The organism is Streptomyces sp. NPDC047072, from assembly GCF_040643855.1.
Classification (GTDB): Bacteria; Actinomycetota; Actinomycetes; order Streptomycetales; family Streptomycetaceae; genus Streptomyces.
This window is the reverse complement of sequence record NZ_JBEYVC010000005.1, coordinates 39598-57757: the sequence shown is the minus strand read 5'-3', so window position 1 is coordinate 57757 and position 18160 is coordinate 39598. Positions and strand designations below refer to the sequence as shown.

16 protein-coding genes and 1 pseudogene are annotated in these 18160 nt (G+C 70.9%); 8 read left to right on the top strand and 9 right to left on the bottom strand.

What is annotated here, in order from left to right:
- Positions 1 to 25: 25 nt before the first annotated feature.
- From ABZ896_RS03585 to ABZ896_RS03565, 5 genes are all read left to right on the top strand, one after another.
- Positions 26 to 2137: a heavy metal translocating P-type ATPase gene (locus ABZ896_RS03585; protein WP_360921447.1), complete on the top strand. Its 2112-nt coding sequence runs from the start codon at positions 26 to 28 to the stop codon at positions 2135 to 2137.
- Between the two features lie 49 nt (positions 2138 to 2186).
- A complete protein-coding gene (locus ABZ896_RS03580; RefSeq protein WP_360921238.1) occupies positions 2187 to 3731 on the top strand; it encodes an AlkA N-terminal domain-containing protein in 1545 nt (514 codons plus the stop codon).
- Positions 3732 to 3739: 8 nt separating this feature from the next.
- On the top strand, positions 3740 to 4222 hold the full coding sequence (locus tag ABZ896_RS03575) for a methylated-DNA--[protein]-cysteine S-methyltransferase (RefSeq protein WP_360921235.1): 483 nt from the start codon (positions 3740 to 3742) through the stop codon (positions 4220 to 4222).
- Positions 4223 to 4331: 109 nt separating this feature from the next.
- Positions 4332 to 4733 carry a hypothetical protein gene (locus ABZ896_RS03570; RefSeq protein WP_360921232.1) on the top strand — a complete coding sequence of 134 codons (402 nt, stop codon included), beginning with the start codon at positions 4332 to 4334 and terminating at the stop codon, positions 4731 to 4733.
- A gap of 393 nt (positions 4734 to 5126) precedes the next feature.
- Complete coding sequence (locus ABZ896_RS03565) at positions 5127 to 5936, top strand: LuxR C-terminal-related transcriptional regulator (RefSeq protein ID WP_360921229.1); 810 nt, start codon at positions 5127 to 5129, stop codon at positions 5934 to 5936.
- Here ABZ896_RS03565 and ABZ896_RS03560 read toward each other — a convergent pair.
- From ABZ896_RS03560 to ABZ896_RS03550, 3 genes are all read right to left on the bottom strand, one after another.
- Positions 5924 to 6667 (bottom strand): Sir2 family NAD-dependent protein deacetylase, encoded by a 744-nt coding sequence (locus ABZ896_RS03560; RefSeq protein WP_360921226.1) that lies wholly within the window; start codon positions 6665 to 6667, stop codon positions 5924 to 5926. The genes ABZ896_RS03565 and ABZ896_RS03560 overlap by 13 nt on opposite strands.
- Before the next feature lie 67 nt (positions 6668 to 6734).
- Positions 6735 to 7229 carry an NUDIX hydrolase gene (locus ABZ896_RS03555; RefSeq protein ID WP_360921223.1) on the bottom strand — a complete coding sequence of 165 codons (495 nt, stop codon included), beginning with the start codon at positions 7227 to 7229 and terminating at the stop codon, positions 6735 to 6737.
- Positions 7230 to 7471: 242 nt separating this feature from the next.
- A complete protein-coding gene (locus ABZ896_RS03550; RefSeq protein ID WP_360921220.1) occupies positions 7472 to 8545 on the bottom strand; it encodes an ADP-ribosylglycohydrolase family protein in 1074 nt (357 codons plus the stop codon).
- A gap of 171 nt (positions 8546 to 8716) precedes the next feature.
- Here ABZ896_RS03550 and ABZ896_RS03545 point away from each other — a divergent pair, with 171 nt between their 5' ends.
- From ABZ896_RS03545 to ABZ896_RS03535, 3 genes and pseudogenes are all read left to right on the top strand, one after another.
- Positions 8717 to 9835, top strand: coding sequence for a glycerate kinase (locus ABZ896_RS03545; protein ID WP_360921444.1), 1119 nt, complete (start codon positions 8717 to 8719; stop codon positions 9833 to 9835).
- 185 nt (positions 9836 to 10020) lie between these two features.
- A pseudogene (locus ABZ896_RS03540) lies at positions 10021 to 10395 on the top strand (branched-chain amino acid ABC transporter permease); the annotation flags it as partial.
- Positions 10392 to 11660 (top strand): ABC transporter substrate-binding protein, encoded by a 1269-nt coding sequence (locus ABZ896_RS03535; RefSeq protein ID WP_360921217.1) that lies wholly within the window; start codon positions 10392 to 10394, stop codon positions 11658 to 11660. The pseudogene ABZ896_RS03540 and the gene ABZ896_RS03535, both read left to right, overlap by 4 nt.
- Before the next feature lie 87 nt (positions 11661 to 11747).
- On the opposite strand, the gene pssA is transcribed toward ABZ896_RS03535, so the two are convergent.
- The 6 genes from pssA to ABZ896_RS03505 form a co-directional block, all read right to left on the bottom strand.
- A complete protein-coding gene (gene pssA / locus ABZ896_RS03530; RefSeq protein WP_360921214.1) occupies positions 11748 to 12602 on the bottom strand; it encodes a CDP-diacylglycerol--serine O-phosphatidyltransferase in 855 nt (284 codons plus the stop codon).
- On the bottom strand, positions 12589 to 13245 hold the full coding sequence (locus ABZ896_RS03525) for a phosphatidylserine decarboxylase (protein ID WP_360921211.1): 657 nt from the start codon (positions 13243 to 13245) through the stop codon (positions 12589 to 12591). Before ABZ896_RS03525 ends, pssA begins: the two co-directional genes overlap by 14 nt.
- 169 nt (positions 13246 to 13414) lie before the next feature.
- A complete protein-coding gene (locus ABZ896_RS03520) occupies positions 13415 to 14629 on the bottom strand; it encodes an acyl-CoA dehydrogenase family protein (protein ID WP_360921208.1) in 1215 nt (404 codons plus the stop codon).
- 5 nt (positions 14630 to 14634) lie between these two features.
- Positions 14635 to 15141, bottom strand: coding sequence for a MaoC family dehydratase (locus tag ABZ896_RS03515; protein ID WP_007385824.1), 507 nt, complete (start codon positions 15139 to 15141; stop codon positions 14635 to 14637).
- Positions 15142 to 15143: 2 nt separating this feature from the next.
- Positions 15144 to 16103, bottom strand: a complete 960-nt coding sequence (locus ABZ896_RS03510; protein ID WP_360921204.1) for a CoA ester lyase — start codon at positions 16101 to 16103, stop codon at positions 15144 to 15146.
- A complete protein-coding gene (locus ABZ896_RS03505; RefSeq protein ID WP_360921201.1) occupies positions 16100 to 18148 on the bottom strand; it encodes a protein meaA in 2049 nt (682 codons plus the stop codon). Before ABZ896_RS03505 ends, ABZ896_RS03510 begins: the two co-directional genes overlap by 4 nt.
- Between the last annotated feature and the right edge of the window lie 12 nt (positions 18149 to 18160).

The window sequence follows — 18160 nt, the reverse complement described above, 5'->3', positions numbered from 1 at the left end:
TGAATGAGTCTTCATGTGTTCCTGTATGGTGAGCCGGGTGTCCACGACTCTCGCTCCCGCCCCCGTCCGCACACCGGCCCCGGCGCCCCGCCGTCGTACCCGGGTCCTGGCCCTTCCCGAGGCCCGCTGGGCGCTGGCGTCGACCGTCGCCTTCCTGCTCGGCCTCGCGCTGGACCTCGGAGGTCTGCCGTGGTGGGCGTGGGGGCCGCTGTACGCCGTCGCCTACGCCACCGGCGGCTGGGAACCGGCGCTCGAAGGGCTGCGGGCGCTGCGCGAGAAGACGCTGGACGTCGACCTGCTGATGATCGTGGCGGCGCTCGGGGCGGCGGCGATCGGGCAGGTGCTGGACGGCGCGCTGCTGATCGTCATCTTCGCGACGTCGGGTGCGCTGGAGGCGCTGGCGACGGCCCGGACGGCGGACTCGGTGCGCGGGCTGCTGGATCTGGCGCCTTCTGTGGCGACTCGGGTGACCGACGACGGCACGCGTGAGGAGACGGTGCCGGTCTCCGAACTCGTCGTCGGGGACGTCCTGTTGATCCGGCCGGGCGAGCGCATCGGTGCCGACGGCGTGGTCGTGGACGGCGCGAGCGAGGCCGACCAGGCCACGATCACGGGCGAGCCGCTCCCCGTCGCCAAGGCGCCCGGCGACGAGGTCTTCGCCGGCACCCTGAACGGCACCGGCGCGCTGCGCGTCCGTGTCTCGCGTGATCCCGCGGACTCGGTGATCGCCCGCATCGTGACCCTCGTCGAGGAGGCCTCGCGTACCAAGGCGCCGACGCAGCTGTTCATCGAGAAGATCGAGCAGCGGTACGCGGTGGGGATCGTGGCCGCGACCCTGCTGGTCTTCGGCGTGCCGCTGGCCTTCGGCGCGGACCTCACGGACGCGTTGCTGCGTGCGATGACCTTCATGATCGTCGCCTCGCCCTGCGCGGTCGTCCTCGCGACCATGCCGCCCCTGCTGTCCGCCATCGCCAACGCCGGGCGGCACGGCGTCCTGGTCAAGTCGGCGGTCGCGATGGAGCGGCTCGGCGAGATCGACACGGTGGCCCTCGACAAGACGGGCACGCTGACGGAGGGAGCGCCGGAGGTGACGTCCGTACGCCCCCTGCCGGGCTCGGACCTGACCCCGGACGCCCTGCTCACGCTGGCCGCGGCCGCCGAACACCCGAGCGAGCATCCGCTGGCGCGGGCGATCGTGGCGGCGGCGCGGGCTCGGGGGCTGCGGATCCCGACGGTGGAGGAGTTCGTGGCGGTGCCGGGGCGGGGGGTTTCGGCGGTGGTTGAGGGGCGGGTGATCGGGGTCGGCCGCGTGGACGGCGCGAGCGCCGAGCACGGGTCGAGCGCGGGCGTCGGTCAGGTGGAGGGTGCGGGGGGCGGGCGGTCGGTGGGTGCGGGCGTCGTCCAGGCGGAGAGCGCGGAGGCCGGCCGAGCGGAGGGTCCCGCTGCCTCGCCGAGCCCGGCCGTCGCGCACCCCGCCGCCCTGTCCCTCCCCGCACACGACGAGGGCGCCACCGTCGTCCTCGTGACCGGCGACGGTGTGCCCCTCGGCACCCTCGCCCTCACCGACCGTCTCCGCGCCGCCGCCCCCGCCACGACCGCCGCGCTCACCGCCCTGACCGGGGCCGCGCCCCTCCTCGTCACCGGCGACAACCCGCACGCCGCCGCGCGGGTCGCCGAGGCCACCGGGATCGCCGACGTGCGCGCGGGGCTGCTGCCCGAGGGCAAGGTGGATGTCGTACGGGAGCTTCAGGACGCCGGCCGCAAGGTGCTGTTCGTCGGGGACGGGGTCAACGACGCGCCCGCCCTCGCCGCCTCCCACACCGGCATCGCGATGGGCCGCGCCGGCTCCGACCTGGCCCTGGAGACCGCGGACGCGGTCGTCGTGCGCGACGAACTCACGACGATCCCCGCCGTCGTACGACTCTCCCGGGCCGCCCGCCGCCTCGTCCTCCAGAACCTGGTGATCGCGGGCACCTTCATCACCGGACTCGTCCTGTGGGACCTCCTCGGCCACCTCCCGCTGCCCCTCGGCGTCGCGGGCCACGAGGGCTCGACGGTCCTGGTCGGCCTGAACGGGCTCCGCCTGCTGCGAGAGTCGGCGTGGCGATCCGGGCAGGTCCAGGACGCGCGAGGTTGATGTCGGATTCTCGCCAGCCCGGGTCCGTCCGGTGACCGATGCTGGACCCATGCAGACGGGGATGTACACCGAGACCGAGCGCTGTGTGCGGGCCGTGCAGTCGAAGGACGCGCGGTTCGACGGCTGGTTCTTCACGGCCGTCCTGACCACCCGGATCTACTGCCGGCCGAGCTGCCCGGCCGTCCCGCCCAAGCCGCGGAACATGACCTTCTACCCGAGCGCGGCGGCCTGCCAGCAGGCGGGCTTCCGGGCCTGCAAGCGCTGCCGTCCCGACACCAGCCCCGGCTCCCCGGAGTGGAACCAGCGCGCCGACCTCGTCGCCCGCGCGATGCGCCTGATCGCCGACGGCGTGGTCGACCGCGAGGGCGTCCCAGGTCTCGCGACCCGCCTCGGCTACAGCACCCGGCAGATCGAACGCCAGCTCCTCACCGAACTCGGCGCGGGCCCGCTCGCCCTCGCCCGCGCCCAGCGCGCCCAGACCGCGCGGATCCTGATCGAGACGACCCCGCTCCCGATGGCGGACATCGCCTTCGCGGCCGGTTTCTCCGCGATCCGCACCTTCAACGACACCGTGCGCGAGGTCTTCGCCCTCTCCCCGAGCGAGCTGCGCGCGCGAGTGCCGCGCGGGGCCGTGGGAGGTGCGCCGGGGGTGGCGGCAGGCGCTCCGGCGGTGGCGGGGGGCGCCCCCGGTGTGACGGGAAGCGCCCCGGGTGTGCTCGCCCTGCGCCTGCCCTTCCGGGCCCCGCTCAACCCCGACAACCTCTTCGGCCACCTCGCCGCCACCGCCGTCCCCGGTGTGGAGGAGTGGCGGGACGGCGCGTACCGGCGCACGCTCCGACTGCCCTACGGGCACGGTGTCGTGGCGCTCACGCCCCAACCCGACCACATCGCCTGCCGGTTGATGCTCAGCGACCTGCGCGACCTGACCGTCGCCATCAGCCGCTGCCGCCGGATGCTCGACCTGGACGCCGACCCGGTCGCCGTCGACGACCAGCTGCGCACCGACCCGGTGCTGGCACCCCTGGTCGACAAGGCACCGGGCCGCCGCGTCCCACGCACCGTGGACGAGGCGGAGTTCGCCGTACGGGCCGTCCTCGGCCAGCAGGTCTCCACGGCCGCCGCCCGCACCCACGCCGGCCGTCTGGTCACGGCGTACGGCGACCCCGTGGACGACCCCGAGGGCGGCCTCACCCACCTCTTCCCGACCCCCGAGGCGTTGGCCGAGGCCGACCCGTCGAGGCTCGCGATGCCCCGCACCCGCCGCACCACCTTCACCACGCTGGTGGACCAACTGGCCGACGGAACACTCCAGTTGGGCGTGGAGGCGGACTGGACGGAGACCCGTGCCCGGCTCCTCGCACTCCCCGGATTCGGCCCCTGGACGGTCGACGTCATCGCCATGCGGGCCCTCGGTGACCCGGACGCCTTCCTCCCGACCGACCTCGGAATCCGGCGCGCCGCCCAGGAGTTGGGCCTGCCCGCGACCCCGGCCGCGCTCACCGCCCGCGCGGCGGCCTGGCGGCCCTGGCGGGCGTACGCGGTCCAGTACCTGTGGGCGACCGACAGCCACCCGATCAACTTCCTTCCCGTGTGAGGACGTTCATGAAGCAGCACACCGTGATCGACAGTCCCTACGGCCTCCTGACCCTCGTCGCCGACGACGGCGTTCTGTGCGGCCTCTACATGACCGAGCAACGTCACCGCCCACCCGAGGAATCCTTCGGCGAACCGGACGACGCCCCCTTCGCGGAGGCCGCGGAGCAGCTCGGGGCGTACTTCCAGGGCGACTTGAAGGAGTTCACCCTCGAACTCCGGCTCCAGGGCACCCCGTTCCAGCGCAGGGTCTGGGACCAGCTCGCCCGGATCCCCTACGGCGAGACCCGCTCCTACGGCCAGCTCGCCGACGCCCTCGGCAACCCCCAAGCCTCCCGCGCGGTCGGCCTGGCCAACGGCAAGAACCCCGTCGGCATCATCGTCCCGTGCCACCGGGTGGTCGGCGCCGACGGTGGCCTCACGGGCTACGGCGGCGGCCTGGAACGCAAGCAGCGGCTGCTGGACTTCGAGCGGGGGGCCGCGCTGTTCTAGGCAACTCACCCACGTCAATGGGGAGTTCTACCGATCCCTCGACCGGTCGGGTGTCCCTAGGTTCCGAGTGACCGAAGCACCGTCACCAACCGAACGCCTGGAGGTCACCATGGCCGGATCATGGGACGCCGAGATCAAGATGGTCTACCCCGTCGACGACGGGACGTTCTTCACCGTCGACCGCATCCCGAGCGGGACGCCCTTCGACGTCATCGCCAACGTGGAGATCGGCGAGGAGATCAACCAGAACGTCGACGAGCACGACGTGTGGGTCTCGGTGCGCAACCTCAGCACCTCGACGATCGTCGCCGCCCGGAAGCTCAACGAGGTGCTGGTCCCGCAGAAGGACACCCGGCGCAGGCTGGAGATCCGGGTGGACCTGGACGCCCCCTGGACCGCGGCCGACGGCGACGTCCTGGAAGTGGTGGCCTCCTATCGCGTACGCGCCGGCATCAACACGGTCTTCTCCGTGGCGCGCAGCCTGCCGTTCGTCGTCGCGCCGGAGGACTGAGTCCCCGGTGCGGTTCCGGCATCCGCGGGGTGCCGGAACCGCACCGCGCGCCGGGCGGGGTTCACGCCCGCCACGCGCGGGGCGCCGGTCTGCCGCAACCGAACCCCCAAAGACCCATGGGGTGTTGACGTTCCGCTTCGGCCGAGCGGTAGCCGACGCGGCCTCCCGCGTCCCCCGCCCCGCCCTTCGTCGGGACGAGCAGGCCCGGCGGCAGAGCGGCACCGCCCGTACCAGGAGTGGCGGCCACCCACACGGTCCACGGACGTGACGCGGACGCACGGTCGACTCGACGCGCGTACCGGATCGATCGCCTGTGACACACCCGGGATACGGGCCGAATCTCCGCGCGAGCGGCACGTGCCGTACCGTCCGGCAGCCGCGATCCTGACGGGCATGACGGACCTGGAAGCCCGTGACTACCGACGCATGCTCGACCTGGCGGTCGCCCTCCTGGACAGCTTCGACCCCGACTGGTCGCTCGCCACGGCGGAACTCAACGACGCGCTCCACGGAGGGCTCTGCCTGTTCCTCGACGACGTCCGTTTCGCCGAACGGTCCGGCCGGGTGCGGGCGTGGGCCCCCGCCACTCCGCGGCTCGGCCGCCTCTCCTGGGACATGCTCCTGCACGCCAACATGGGCGCGCACCCGATCGCCGGGTACTACGCCGGGGGCGGTGACCGGAAGGTGGTCGCCATCGACGACGTGGCGGGTCCGGGCCACTGGCACCGCACCCCCACCTACCGCACCATGCACACCCTGTTCGACGTCGACGACCAGATCGCCCTGCCGCTGCGCGCACCCGCCGGTGCCATCCGCTCCTTCCTCCTGTGCCGCCCTCCCGGGGAGCGCGTCACCGAGCGCGACCTCCTCTACGCGCGCCGGATCCAACCGCTGCTCGTCCGCGTCGACAGCCATCTCAGGGAACTCGAGCGCCTGCGCACGGCGGCACCGGACCGACCGCGGCCACAGCGACGCGCCGCCGAACACGGCCTCACCCCAAGGGAGTTGACCGTCCTGTCCCTGCTGGCGGAGGGCCTCACCGCCGACGCCGTCGCCCGGCGCCTGTCGATCTCGCCGCACACCGTGAACAGCCATGTGGAGCGCGTCTACCGGAAACTGGGCACCACCAACCGCCTCACCACGGTGCTCGTGGCCCGCGATCTCGGGCTCGTCACCGGGCCCGACACCCGTCAGGACGAGTGACCGGCACCCGTACCCAGCCCCCGCAACAGCGTCGGCAGCGCCGTGCCGATCGGCTCGCGGATCACCTCGTCGGCGATCTCGTCGTACGGTGTCGGCTCGGCGTTGACGATGACGAGCCGGGCGCCGTGGTCGGCGGCGACGCCCGCGAGCCCGGCGGCGGGCTGTACCTGCAGGCTGGTGCCGACCGCGATGAAGACCTGGCAGGCCTTGGTGACGGCGACCGCCTCGCCGAGGACGACCGGGTCGAGCCGCTCGCCGAACATCACGGTCGCCGACTTGAGGACACCACCGCACCGCAGGCACGGCGGGTCGTCCTCACCGGCCTCGACACGGGCGAGCGCGTCCTCCATCGGCCCGCGCGCATGGCACCCGGTGCACACGAAACTCCTTGCGGTGCCGTGCAGTTCGAGCACCTTGCGGGCGGGCAGCCCGGCCAGTTGGTGCAGCCCGTCCACGTTCTGCGTGATCACCCGCACCGGCACCCCGGACCGCTCCAGCTCGGCCACCGCCACGTGCGCGGCGTTCGGCTCGGCCTTCAGGGTGCGATTCGCCCGCCGCATCTGCCACGACCGCCGCCGGATCTCCGGATCACCCATGTAGTACTCGTACGTCACGAGCTTCTCGGCCTCGGGATCCTTGCGCCACAGTCCGTTCGGGCCGCGGTAGTCGGGGATCCCGGAGTCGGTGGAGATACCGGCACCGCTGAGGATCGCGACGAGGGGCTTGGTCATGGAGCCGAGGGTAGGTCGGCCGATCCGGTGCCGGCGAACAGATATCCGAGGCCGAGGCCGAGCCCCGTCAGCCCACCCGGTGCCCGTTCTCCAGCTCCACCGCCCCCGACCCGTCCGCCAGCGCGTCCAGACCCGCGAGGACACGGCGGCCGAGGGAGCCCGGAAGGTACTCCGGGACGTCCTCGCGCGGGACCAGGCGCCAGGACAGCAGCTCCTCCTCCTGGAGGCGGATCGCCTTGAGCTCGGCCTCGGTGAGGACCCCGCCGTCGTAGAGGTAGGCGACGACCGGCGGCCGCCCCGGCCCGACCGACCAGTCCACCGCCAGCAGCCGACCGGGCTCCCGGTCCAGGCCGATCTCCTCGGCCGTCTCCCGGCGCGCCCCCTGCCGCGGGGTCTCGTCCTCGTCGGACTCGATCGTGCCGCCCGGAAGCGCCCAGCCCTCCCGGTAGTTGGGCTCGACGAGCAGTACCCGGCCCTCCGCGTCCCGGAAGAGCGCGGCGGCACCGGCGAGGACACGGGGCAGACCGGCGATGTACGTGGCGAAGTCCTGGATGGTGGTCATGCCCGAAGGGTAACCAGCCCCCGTACCCCCTCCGGCACGCCTCAGCAGGTCGCGACGGTCACGGCGGTCGTCGCACGCAGGTCGGCGCCGGAATCGGTGGACGGGGGTACGGGTAGCACCGACCGGCTCGCGGGTCGACACACACCAGCACGCCGACCACGCCCGTGCGCCCCTCACGCACCACATCCGCCCTCACGCACCACGCCCGCGGCCCCCACTCACGCCTCCCGCTGCCCCCTCGCTCACCCCTCCGCTTCCGCCAACCGCACCGTCCTCTCCGCCAGTTCACTGATCCGCACCCCGTCGAAGCCGAACACCGCGCTGCGCACCCGGTCCTCCAGCGGCTCCGTCCACTGGCCCGGGATCGCCTTCGCGCCCGTGAGCACCCCGGCCACCGAGCCCGCCGTCGCGCCGTTGGAGTCGGTGTCCAGGCCGCCGCGGACGGTGAGCGTGATGGTGCGGGTGAAGTCGCCGTCGCCGTAGAGGAGCCCGGCGGTCAGGACGGCCGCGTTCGGGATCGTGTGGATCCAGCCGAGCCCGGCGGTCTCCTCGGACACCGTCGTCAGCGTGTCCTCCCAGGTCATCCGGGTGTCGTGGAGGGACACCACCCGCCGCACGACCCGGGCGAGCCGGCTGCTCGCCGGGATCACCGCCAGCGCCTGGTCGACGGCGTGCCGCACGCTCGGCGCCGTGAACGCCGCCGCGATCAGCGCAGCGGCCCACATCGCGCCGTACACCCCGTTCCCGGTGTGCGACAGGACCGCGTCCCGGCGGGCCAGCGCGGCGGCGCGGCGGGGGACTCCGGGGCAGGTCCAGCCGTAGATGTCGGCGCGGATCAGCGCCCCGATCCACTCCTGGCAGGGATTGTCGTACGTCGCCGTCAGCGGCGGTTTCAGTCCGTTGGCGAGGTTGCGGTAGGCGGCCCGCTCCGCGGTGAACGTCTGCAGATACGGCAGCCGCAGCAGCCACAGGTCGCCGACCTGCTCGGTGCTGAAGGCGAAGCCGTGCGTCTCCAGGAGGTCGAGGCCGAGGATGGCGTAGTCGACGTCGTCGTCGCGGCAGCTGCCGTGGATGCGGCCGCGCACGCACTCCCGCCACTCGGGCCGCAGCTCGAAGCCGTCGTCCTCGCCGACGGGCTCGGGCAGGTAGTCGGTCAGGGGCAGGGCGGCGGCCTGCCGCAGATAGCGGTCGATCCGGTCCCGCGTCCACAGGTCGCCCTGCTCGACCGGCTTGCCGAGCATGTTGCCCGCGATCCGGCCCAGCCAGCCCCCGAGGACGCGGTCGGCGAGCTCTGGCTCGGTGCCCACAGGGGTCATACGTGTAGGTCTACCCGATTCCGGGAGCCCGCACAGTGGGGGCGAAGGCGCTTCTCAGGCTTCGGGCACCGCATGACGGCGGGTGCCGCCTCCGGTTAAGGTCGCAGCGGCGCGACTGGCCTCGGTGTACGCCGGGCCCGGAGAGCAAGGGGAGAACTGGTGACACAGCGCGTGCTCATCGCCGCGGACAAGTTCAAGGGCTCGCTGACGGCCGTACAGGTCGCCGAGCGGGTGACGGCGGGGCTGCGCCGGGTCGTGCCGGATCTGGACGTCGAGTCGCTGCCGGTGGCCGACGGCGGCGACGGCACCGTCGCGGCGGCCGTCGCGGCCGGGTTCGAGCGGCGCGAGGTGCGGGTCGCCGGGCCGCTCGGCCAGGAGGTCACCGCCGCCTTCGCGCTGCGCGACGGCACCGCCGTGGTCGAGATGGCCGAGGCGAGCGGCCTCCAGCGGCTGCCCGCGGGCGTCTTCGCACCGCTCACGGCATCCACGTACGGCTCCGGAGAGCTGCTGCGCGCCGCCCTCGACGCGGGCGCCCGCACGATCGTCTTCGGTGTCGGCGGCAGCGCCACGACCGACGGCGGCGCCGGCATGCTCTCCGCGCTCGGCGCGCGCTTCCTGGACGCGGACGGGGAGCCGGTGGCGCCGGGCGGCGGCGGTCTCGCCGACCTCGCGTCGGCCGACCTGTCGGGCCTGGACCCGCGGCTCGCCGAGATCGAGTTCGTCCTCGCCAGCGACGTCGACAACCCGCTGACCGGCCCGAAGGGCGCCCCCGCGGTCTACGGCCCGCAGAAGGGCGCCTCGCCGGACGACGTGGAGATCCTGGACGACGCGCTCGCCCACTTCGCCAAGGTCCTGGAGGCGGCGGTCGGCCCGAAGGCCGCCGAGTTCGCCGCGTCCCCGGGCGCCGGCGCGGCCGGTGGCATCGGCTACGGCGCGCTCCTGGTCGGCGCCCGATTCCGCGCCGGTATCGAGGTCATGCTGGACGTCCTCGGGTTCGCGCCCGCTCTGGAGCGGGCCGACCTGGTGATCACCGGCGAGGGCTCCCTCGACGAGCAGACCCTGCACGGCAAGGCCCCGGCGGGCGTCGCCGCGGCCGCCCGCGCCGCCGACAAGGAGGTCGTAGCGGTCTGCGGCCGCCTGGCCCTCCCCCCGGAGGCCCTGGGCCGCGCCGGCATCCGCCGCGCCTACCCCCTGACGGAGTCCGAGCCCGACATCCAACGCTGCATCGCGGAGGCGGGCCCGATCCTGGAGGACGTGGCAGAACGCATCGGCCGGGACTTCCTCCACTGACCCCTTGGCGGCCCGGGGGGATTGGTGCGGATGTCCCGGGCCCCTTGGTATCCCGCGGCGTGTCGCCGGGACATCCGCACCAATCACCCAGCCGCCAGTCAACGGCGCGCCCCCGATAGCCGGTACGCGTCCAGCGCCGGCGTCATCTCGATCAGGTCCCGCGGGCGGGCCGGCGAGCGGACCAGCGCATCGCCGCCGGGGTGCTCGGCGTGCCGGTCGCCCGCGACGGGGCCGCCGTCTTCGTGCTGTCGTCGATGTACGTGGGCCTCGCGGGTGTCCTGCTCGCCCTCGTCTTCCGGCGGACCGTGCCCGACTACTTCGGCATCACGCTCTCCCTGGAGTACCTTGCCCTGATTGTCACCGGCGGGCTCGGCTCGGTCTCCGGGGCGGTCGCGGGAGCCGTGTTCGTCTCCCTGCCGCCCCGGCTGCTGACCCGCTCCGAGGTGTCCCGGTACCGCTACGGCGCCGCCGTCGTGCTGGTGGTGCTGTTCCTGTCCGGCCGCCTGGTCGGAACGGCCGCCCGGCGTCGCGTCACAACCGAACCCGGGGAGGAACGATGAACGCGACGTACGCCGCCAGGGCCGCCGCGGGCGCCCTCGCCGCACTGCTCGTACTGGCCGGATGCAGCTCCAAGGCCAGGAACGCCGACCACGGGGACGGCGACAAGGCGTCCGCGAGCCCGATGAAGACCGGCGTGGGCGTTTCCGGCAAGACGATCACGCTCGGCGCCCTCACCGACATGACCGGCGCCTACGCCACCCTCGGCAAGAGCGTCACCCAGGCCCAGCAGCTCTATGTGAAGCAGCTGAACGCGGCCGGAGGCGCCTGCGGCTACAAGGTGCAGCTCGCCATCCGCGACCACGGCTACGACCCGCAGAAGGCCCTCTCCGGCTACGCCGAGCTCGAACCGAAGGTCCTGGGCTTCGTCCAGTTCATCGGCTCCCCCTTCGTCGCCGCCGTCCAGCAGCGCATCCACGATCACGACAAGGGACTCGTGTTGCCCCAGACATGGTCGGCTGCGCTCGACGGTTATTACATCCGGACCATCGGATCGACGTACGACATGGAGACGATGAACGCCATCGACTTCCTGATGAAGGAGAAGGGGATCAAGAAGGGCGACAGGATCGGGCACGTCTACGTCGAGGGCGACTACGGCGAGGGCGCGCTGAGGGGCTCCAAGCACGTCGCCCAGCTGTATGGGCTGACGGTCGTCGAGCAGAAGATCAAGCCGACCGACAACGACATGACCGCCCAGGTCGCCGCCCTCAGAAAGGCCGGCGTCAAGGCGATCGTCCTCAGCGCGGGCCCGCGTCAGGCCGCCTCGCTGGTCGGCGTCGCGGCCGCCGGCGGCTTCGACGTGCCGGTCATCGGCAACCACTCCGCCTTCGCGCCCCGACTGCTCGCCACCCGGGCCGGTCCGGCCCTGACGAGGAACTACTGGGTGGCCTCGCCCTGGCTCCCGATCGGCGCGGACACCCCCGAGGCGAAGAAGCTGGTCGCCGACTACCGGGCCGCCTATCCGAAGGACGCCCTGGACAACGACATCGTCGCCGGCTGGATTGCCGCGTCGGCCTTCGGCGAGGTACTCAAGAGGGCGTGCGCGCGCAAGGACCTCACCCGGGAGGGCGTCCTCAGTGCACTCCCGACGACCGACTCCTTGGACCTCGGCTTCGGAGTCGTCCAGGGCTTCACCGACTTCTGGGGACCGTCCGCCCGGGCGAGCGTGATCCTCCGGCCGGACAAGAGCGTGACAGGCGGCCTGCGGGTCGTGCGGGAGCCGACGGTCTCGGAGGCGGCCTCGGCGTACGTAGACGCGGACTGACGCGCCTCAGACGGGGCTGGTACGCCTGACACGCCGAAGGGCCCCGAACCTGTCGGCTCGGGGCCCTTCACCGTCGTAGAGCATCCGCTACGGCAGCTGGGCCGCCCGCGCCTCTCGGCGGTTGTCGCGGAAGTTGTGCACCCGGCGGGCCGTGGCGAAGAGCGGGATCACCGCGCCCGTCACCAGCTGGAGCGCGCAGCCCGTCTGGAGGAGGAGCTGGCCGCCCGGGGCGCCGAAGGCCCAGGCCGCGAGGAGACCCATCCCGAGGACGATCCAGGTGAGCATCGCGATGGCCAGCCGGCCCCGCGGCTTCGGGTACTCGACCCGGCTCACCATCAGCCAGGCGGTGCCCAGGATCGCCAGGAGCGTGGCCACGAAGGGCAGCTCCAGGAGCACGATGGCGACGACCGTGAGCGCGCCGAACGGGGACGGCATGCCCTGGAACATCCCGTTCGCCGGGGTCACACAGGAGAATCTCGCCAGCCTCAGCACCACCGCGAGCAGCACCACGACGGCCCCCACCGCCGCCACTCGCTGCGACGCGTCGTCCGCGACCATGCCGTACACGAGGACGAAGTACGCCGGGGCGAGACCGAAGCTGATCAGGTCGGAGAGGTTGTCCAGCTCCGCGCCCATCGGGGAGGAGCGCAGCTTGCGCGCCACCAGGCCGTCGAACAGGTCGAAGACCGCCGCGCACAGCATCAGGATGACGGCGGTGGCCGCGCTGTTGCGCGCCATGCCGGACTCCTGGCTGTCGGTGAGGTGCGGGATCAGGATGCCGGTGGTGGTGAAGTACACCGCCATGAAGCCGCACGTGGCGTTGCCGAGGGTGAGGGTGTCCGCTATCGAGAGGCGGAGAGAAAGAGGCATCTCCTCCTCGTCGTCGACCTCGTCGGCCTCGGGCACCCAGCCCGCCTGGGTCTCGGGATCAATCACGGTCAATGCGAGTCACCCCAGCCACCGTCTTCTCGCCGACCTCGACCGCGACCTCCACGCCCTCGGGCAGGTAGATGTCGACGCGCGAGCCGAAGCGGATCAGACCGATCCGGTCCCCCTGCTCGACCTTCGTGCCCGACGGGATGTAGGGCACGATGCGACGGGCCACCGCGCCGGCGATCTGGATCATCTCGATGTCGCCGAGCTCGGTGTCGAAGTGCCAGACGACACGCTCGTTGTTCTCGCTCTCCTTGTTGAACGCCGGAACGAACCCGCCGGGGATGTGCTCGACCGACGTCACCGTGCCGGAGAGCGGCGCGCGGTTGACGTGGACGTTGAGCGGGCTCATGAAGATCGCGACGCGGGTGCGACCGTCCTTCCACGGCATGATGCTCTGCACCACGCCGTCGGCCGGGGAGATGACCCGGCCCTGGGCGATCTCGCGCTCGGGGTCGCGGAAGAACCACAGCATGCCCGCCGCCAGCGCGGTGGTGGGCACGGCGACGGCCTTCGCGACGCCGGAGCGGCGTGCGCGCAGCAGACTGACGGCTGCGGTGGCGACGGTCGGGAGAAGCCACGGCGATGCTCCGCGCGCCAGGCGTACGCCTGCCAGGCTGTCGCGAGGTGCAGAGGTTTGGCTGTGGGGCATGGATGACCTTCGTAGCGGATGATGCCGCGCTCTAGACGGGGGACGGCGGCTTTCCGGGATCGTACCGGTCGTGGACCACAACTGGGCAAGCCAGGAAGCCGAGTCGGCGACTGAACCGTATTGACGGGGTGTGATCTTCTTCTCGAAGAAAACACCCCCAACCCGACATCTATCCCTGGAAACGATACTCTTCGAGCAGCCTGCGACCGATGATCATTTTCTGGATCTCGGCGGTACCTTCACCGATCAGCAGCATCGGAGCCTCGCGGTAGAGGCGCTCGATCTCGTACTCCTTGGAGAAGCCGTAGCCGCCGTGGATCCGGAAAGCGTCCTCGACGACCTCCTTGCAGTACTCGGAGGCGAGGTACTTCGCCATCCCTGCTTCGAGGTCGTTCCGTTCCCCGGAGTCCTTTTTGCGTGCCGCGTTCACCATCATCGCATGGGCGGCCTCGACCTTGGTAGCCATCTCGGCGAGCTTGAACTGGATCGCCTGGTGCTGGGCGATCGGCTTGCCGAACGTGTGCCGCTGCTGGGCGTACGAGACGCCGAGCTCGAAGGCACGCTGAGCGACACCGCAGCCACGCGCCGCCACATTGACGCGGCCCACTTCCACGCCGTCCATCATTTGGTAAAAACCTCGGCCGGTGACCCCGCCGAGCACGCGATCAGCCGGAAGTCGCAGGCCATCCATGATCAGTTCGGTGGTGTCGACGCCCTTGTAGCCCATCTTGTCGATCTTCCCGGGGATGGTGAGGCCGGGGCGGACCTCTCCGAAGCCGGGCTCCTTCTCGATCAGGAAGGTGGTCATCGACTTGTGCGGCTTGGCGGCCGCCTCTTCGGGAGTGAGTCCTTCATCACTTCGGACGAGTACGGCGACCAGACTTGACGTTCCGCCGTTGGTCAGCCACATCTTCTGGCCGTTGAGGACGTATTCGTCACCGTCCCTGACCGCCTTGGAGGTGATGGCGGACACGTCCGAGCCCAGCGCCGGCTCCGACATCGAGAAGGCGCCGCGGATGTCGCCGGCCGCCATGCGCGGCAGGAAGTGGTCCTTCTGCTCCTGTGTGCCGTGCTGCTTGAGCATGTACGCCACGATGAAGTGGGTGTTGATGATGCCGGAGACCGACATCCACCCGCGGGCGATCTCCTCGACGCACAGCGCGTACGTCAGGAGGGACTCGCCCAGACCGCCGTACTCCTCCGGGATCATGAGCCCGAAGAGGCCCAACTCCCTGAGCCCGTCGACGATCTGCTGCGGGTACTCGTCGCGGTGCTCCAGCTCGGTCGCGACCGGGATGATCTCCTTGTCCACGAAGTCGCGGACGGTGGAGAGGATTTCCTGCTGGACGTCGGTCAGACCGGCGGTCTGGGCGAGGCGTGCCATGGGGCTCAGCCCTCCTGAAGTTCCGGGCGGCCGGGCTGCTCGCCGCCGCGCTCCTTGATGTAGGTCTCGGTGGGCACCATGACCTTGCGGCGGAACACGCAGACCAGCGTGCCGTCCTGCTTGTAGCCCTTGGTCTCGACGTAGACGATCCCGCGGTCGTTCTTCGACTTGGAGGGCCACTTGTCGAGCACGGTCGTCTGGCCGTAGATCGTGTCCCCGTGGAAGGTCGGCGCCACGTGCTTCAGCGACTCGATCTCCAGGTTGGCGATCGCCTTGCCGGAGACGTCCGGCACCGACATGCCGAGCAGCAAGGAGTAGATGTAGTTCCCGACCACCACGTTCTTGCCGAAGTCCGTCGTCTTCTCGGCGTAGTTGACGTCCATGTGGAGCGGGTGGTGGTTCATCGTGAGGAGGCAGAAGAGGTGGTCGTCGTACTCCGTGACCGTCTTCCCGGGCCAGTGCTTGTAGACCGCGCCGACCTCGAACTCCTCGTAGGTGCGTCCGAACTGCATGCTCACGCCTCCGGGATCTCGAACTTGGAGGTGCGCTGCATACCGGCCGCGCGGCCCTTGCCGGAGATGACCAGCGCCATCTTGCGGCTGGCCTCGTCGATCATCTCGTCGCCGAGCATCGCCGAGCCCTTCTTGCCGCCCGCCTCGGACGTGTAGTAGTCGTACGCGTCCAGGATCAGCTCGGCGTGGTCGTAGTCCTCCTGCGAGGGCGAGAAGATCTCGTTGGACGCCTCGACCTGGCCCGGGTGCAGCACCCACTTGCCGTCGAAGCCGAGGGCCGCGGCGCGCTGGGCGACCTCGCGGTAGCCGTCGATGTTGCGGATCTGGAGGTAGGGGCCGTCGATCGCCTGGAGGTTGTTGGCGCGGGCGGCCATCAGGATCTTCATCAGGATGTAGTGGTAGGCGTCCGCCGGGTAGCCGGGCGGCTGCTCGCCCACGACCAGCGACTTCATGTTGATCGACGCCATGAAGTCGGCCGGGCCGAAGATGATCGTCTCGACACGTTGACTGGCTTGAGCGATCTCATTGACGTTGTTGAGACCCTGCGCGTTCTCGATCTGCGCCTCAATACCGATCTTGCCGAGGTCGAAGCCCATCGTCTTCTCGATCTGCGTCAGCAGGAGGTCGAGAGCGACGATCTGCTGGGCGTCCTGCACCTTCGGCAGCATGATGCAGTCGAGGTTCTGCCCCGCGCCCTCGACGACCGTGACGACATCGCGGTACGTCCACTCGGTCGTCCAGTCGTTGACGCGCACGACCCTCGTCTTGCCGGTCCAGTCACCCTCGTTGAGGAACTTGACGATGGTGTGCCGCGCCTCGGGCTTGGCGAGCGGGGCGCACGCGTCCTCCAGGTCGAGGAAGACCTGGTCCGCCGGGAGGCCCTGCGCCTTCTCCAGGAAGCGGGGGTTGCTTCCCGGTACCGCGAGACACGAGCGGCGGGGACGCAGACGGTTGACGGTCATGCGGGGACCTCCAGGGGGTCGAGCTTGTTCGCTTTCCGGATCTCGTCGACGATGCGGCCGATGATTCCGGTGATGTCGAAGTCCTTCGGGGTGAAGACCGCGGCCACGCCGGCAGCCCTGAGCTGTTCGGCGTCTCCATTGGGGATGATCCCACCGGCGATGACAGGTACATCTGTGGCACCGGCCACACTGAGCCGCTCCAGTACGTCCGGAACCAGCTGCGCGTGCGAGCCGGACAGGATCGACAGGCCGACCGCGTGCACGTCCTCCGCGAGAGCCGCGTCCACGATCTGCTCGGGAGTCAGCCGGATGCCCTGGTAGACCACCTCGAAGCCCGCGTCACGCGCGCGTACGGCGATCTGCTCGGCGCCGTTGGAGTGCCCGTCCAGGCCCGGCTTGCCGACCAGGAAGCGCAGCTTGCCGACGCCGAGGTCCTTCGCCGTGAGGTCGACCTTGCGGCGCACCTCGGCCATCGCCGAGCCCTCCTCGGCAGGGACCGCGACCGGCGCGGAGGAGACGCCCGTGGGCGCCCGGAACTCCCCGAACACCTCCCGCAGGGCCCCGGCCCACTCACCGGTCGTGGCACCCGCGCGGGCGCACTCCAGGGTGGCCTCCATGAGGTTGCCGGTTCCCCGGGCGGCCTCCTTCAGCTTCTCCAGCGCCTTGCAGGGGCGCGGGTGGTTGAACGGCGGCTGGTAGCGGGTGTCGCGCCAGTTCTGGAGCGACGAGATGACACGGGCCTCGACAGCTGGATCAACTGTCTGGATCGCTTGATCGAGATCCGCGGTGAGTGGATTGGGCTCGGTCGTGTTGAAGATGTTGACGCCCACGATCTTCTCTTGACCGGACTCAATACGGGCCCGCCGCTCGGCGTGCGAGGAGACGAGCTGCGACTTCAGGTAGCCCGACTCGACGGCCGCCATCGCGCCGCCCATCTCCTCGATCCGCTCGATCTCCGCGAGGCACTCCTCGACGAGCTTCGCGACCTTCGCCTCGATGACGTGCGAGCCCTCGAAGATGTCCTCGTACTCCAGCAGGTCGCTCTCGTGGGCGAGGACCTGCTGGATGCGCAGCGACCACTGCTGGTCCCAGGGCCGGGGCAGACCCAGCGCCTCGTTCCAGGCCGGCAGCTGCACGGCACGCGCGCGTGCGTCCTTGGAGAGCGTCACGGCCAGCATCTCGAGGACGATCCGCTGGACGTTGTTCTCCGGCTGCGCCTCGGTCAGGCCGAGGGAGTTGACCTGGACGCCGTAGCGGAAGCGGCGGTGCTTGGGGTTCTGGATGCCGTACCGCTCCAGCGTGATCCTGTCCCAGATGCGGCCGAAGGCGCGCATCTTGCACATCTCCTCGACGAAGCGGACGCCCGCGTTCACGAAGAAGGAGATACGGCCGACGACGTCGCCCATGCGCTCCTGCGGCACCTGGCCGCTGTCGCGCACGGCGTCCAGGACCGCGATCGCCGTCGACATCGCGTACGCGATCTCCTGGACCGGCGTGGCGCCGGCTTCCTGGAGGTGGTAGCTACAGATGTTGATCGGGTTCCACTTGGGGATGTGGGAGACCGTGTACGCGATCATGTCGGTCGTCAGGCGGAGCGACGGGCCCGGCGGGAAGACGTGCGTCCCGCGCGAGAGGTACTCCTTGACGATGTCGTTCTGGGTCGTGCCCTGGAGCTTGGTGATGTCCGCACCCTGCTCCTCGGCGACGACCTGGTAGAGCGCCAGCAGCCACATGGCGGTGGCGTTGATCGTCATCGAGGTGTTCATCTGCTCCAGGGGGATGTCCTGGAACAGCCGGCGCATGTCACCGAGGTGCGCGATCGGCACGCCGACCCGGCCCACCTCGCCGCGGGCGAGGATGTGGTCGGAGTCGTAGCCGGTCTGCGTCGGCAGGTCGAACGCCACCGACAGACCGGTCTGGCCCTTGGCGAGGTTGCGCCGGTACAGCTCGTTGGACGCCTCGGCCGTGGAGTGGCCGGCGTACGTGCGCATGAGCCACGGCCGGTCCTTCTCCCTTGCCCCGTCGGCGTTCTGACGCTCAGTCATCTATGACCCCGG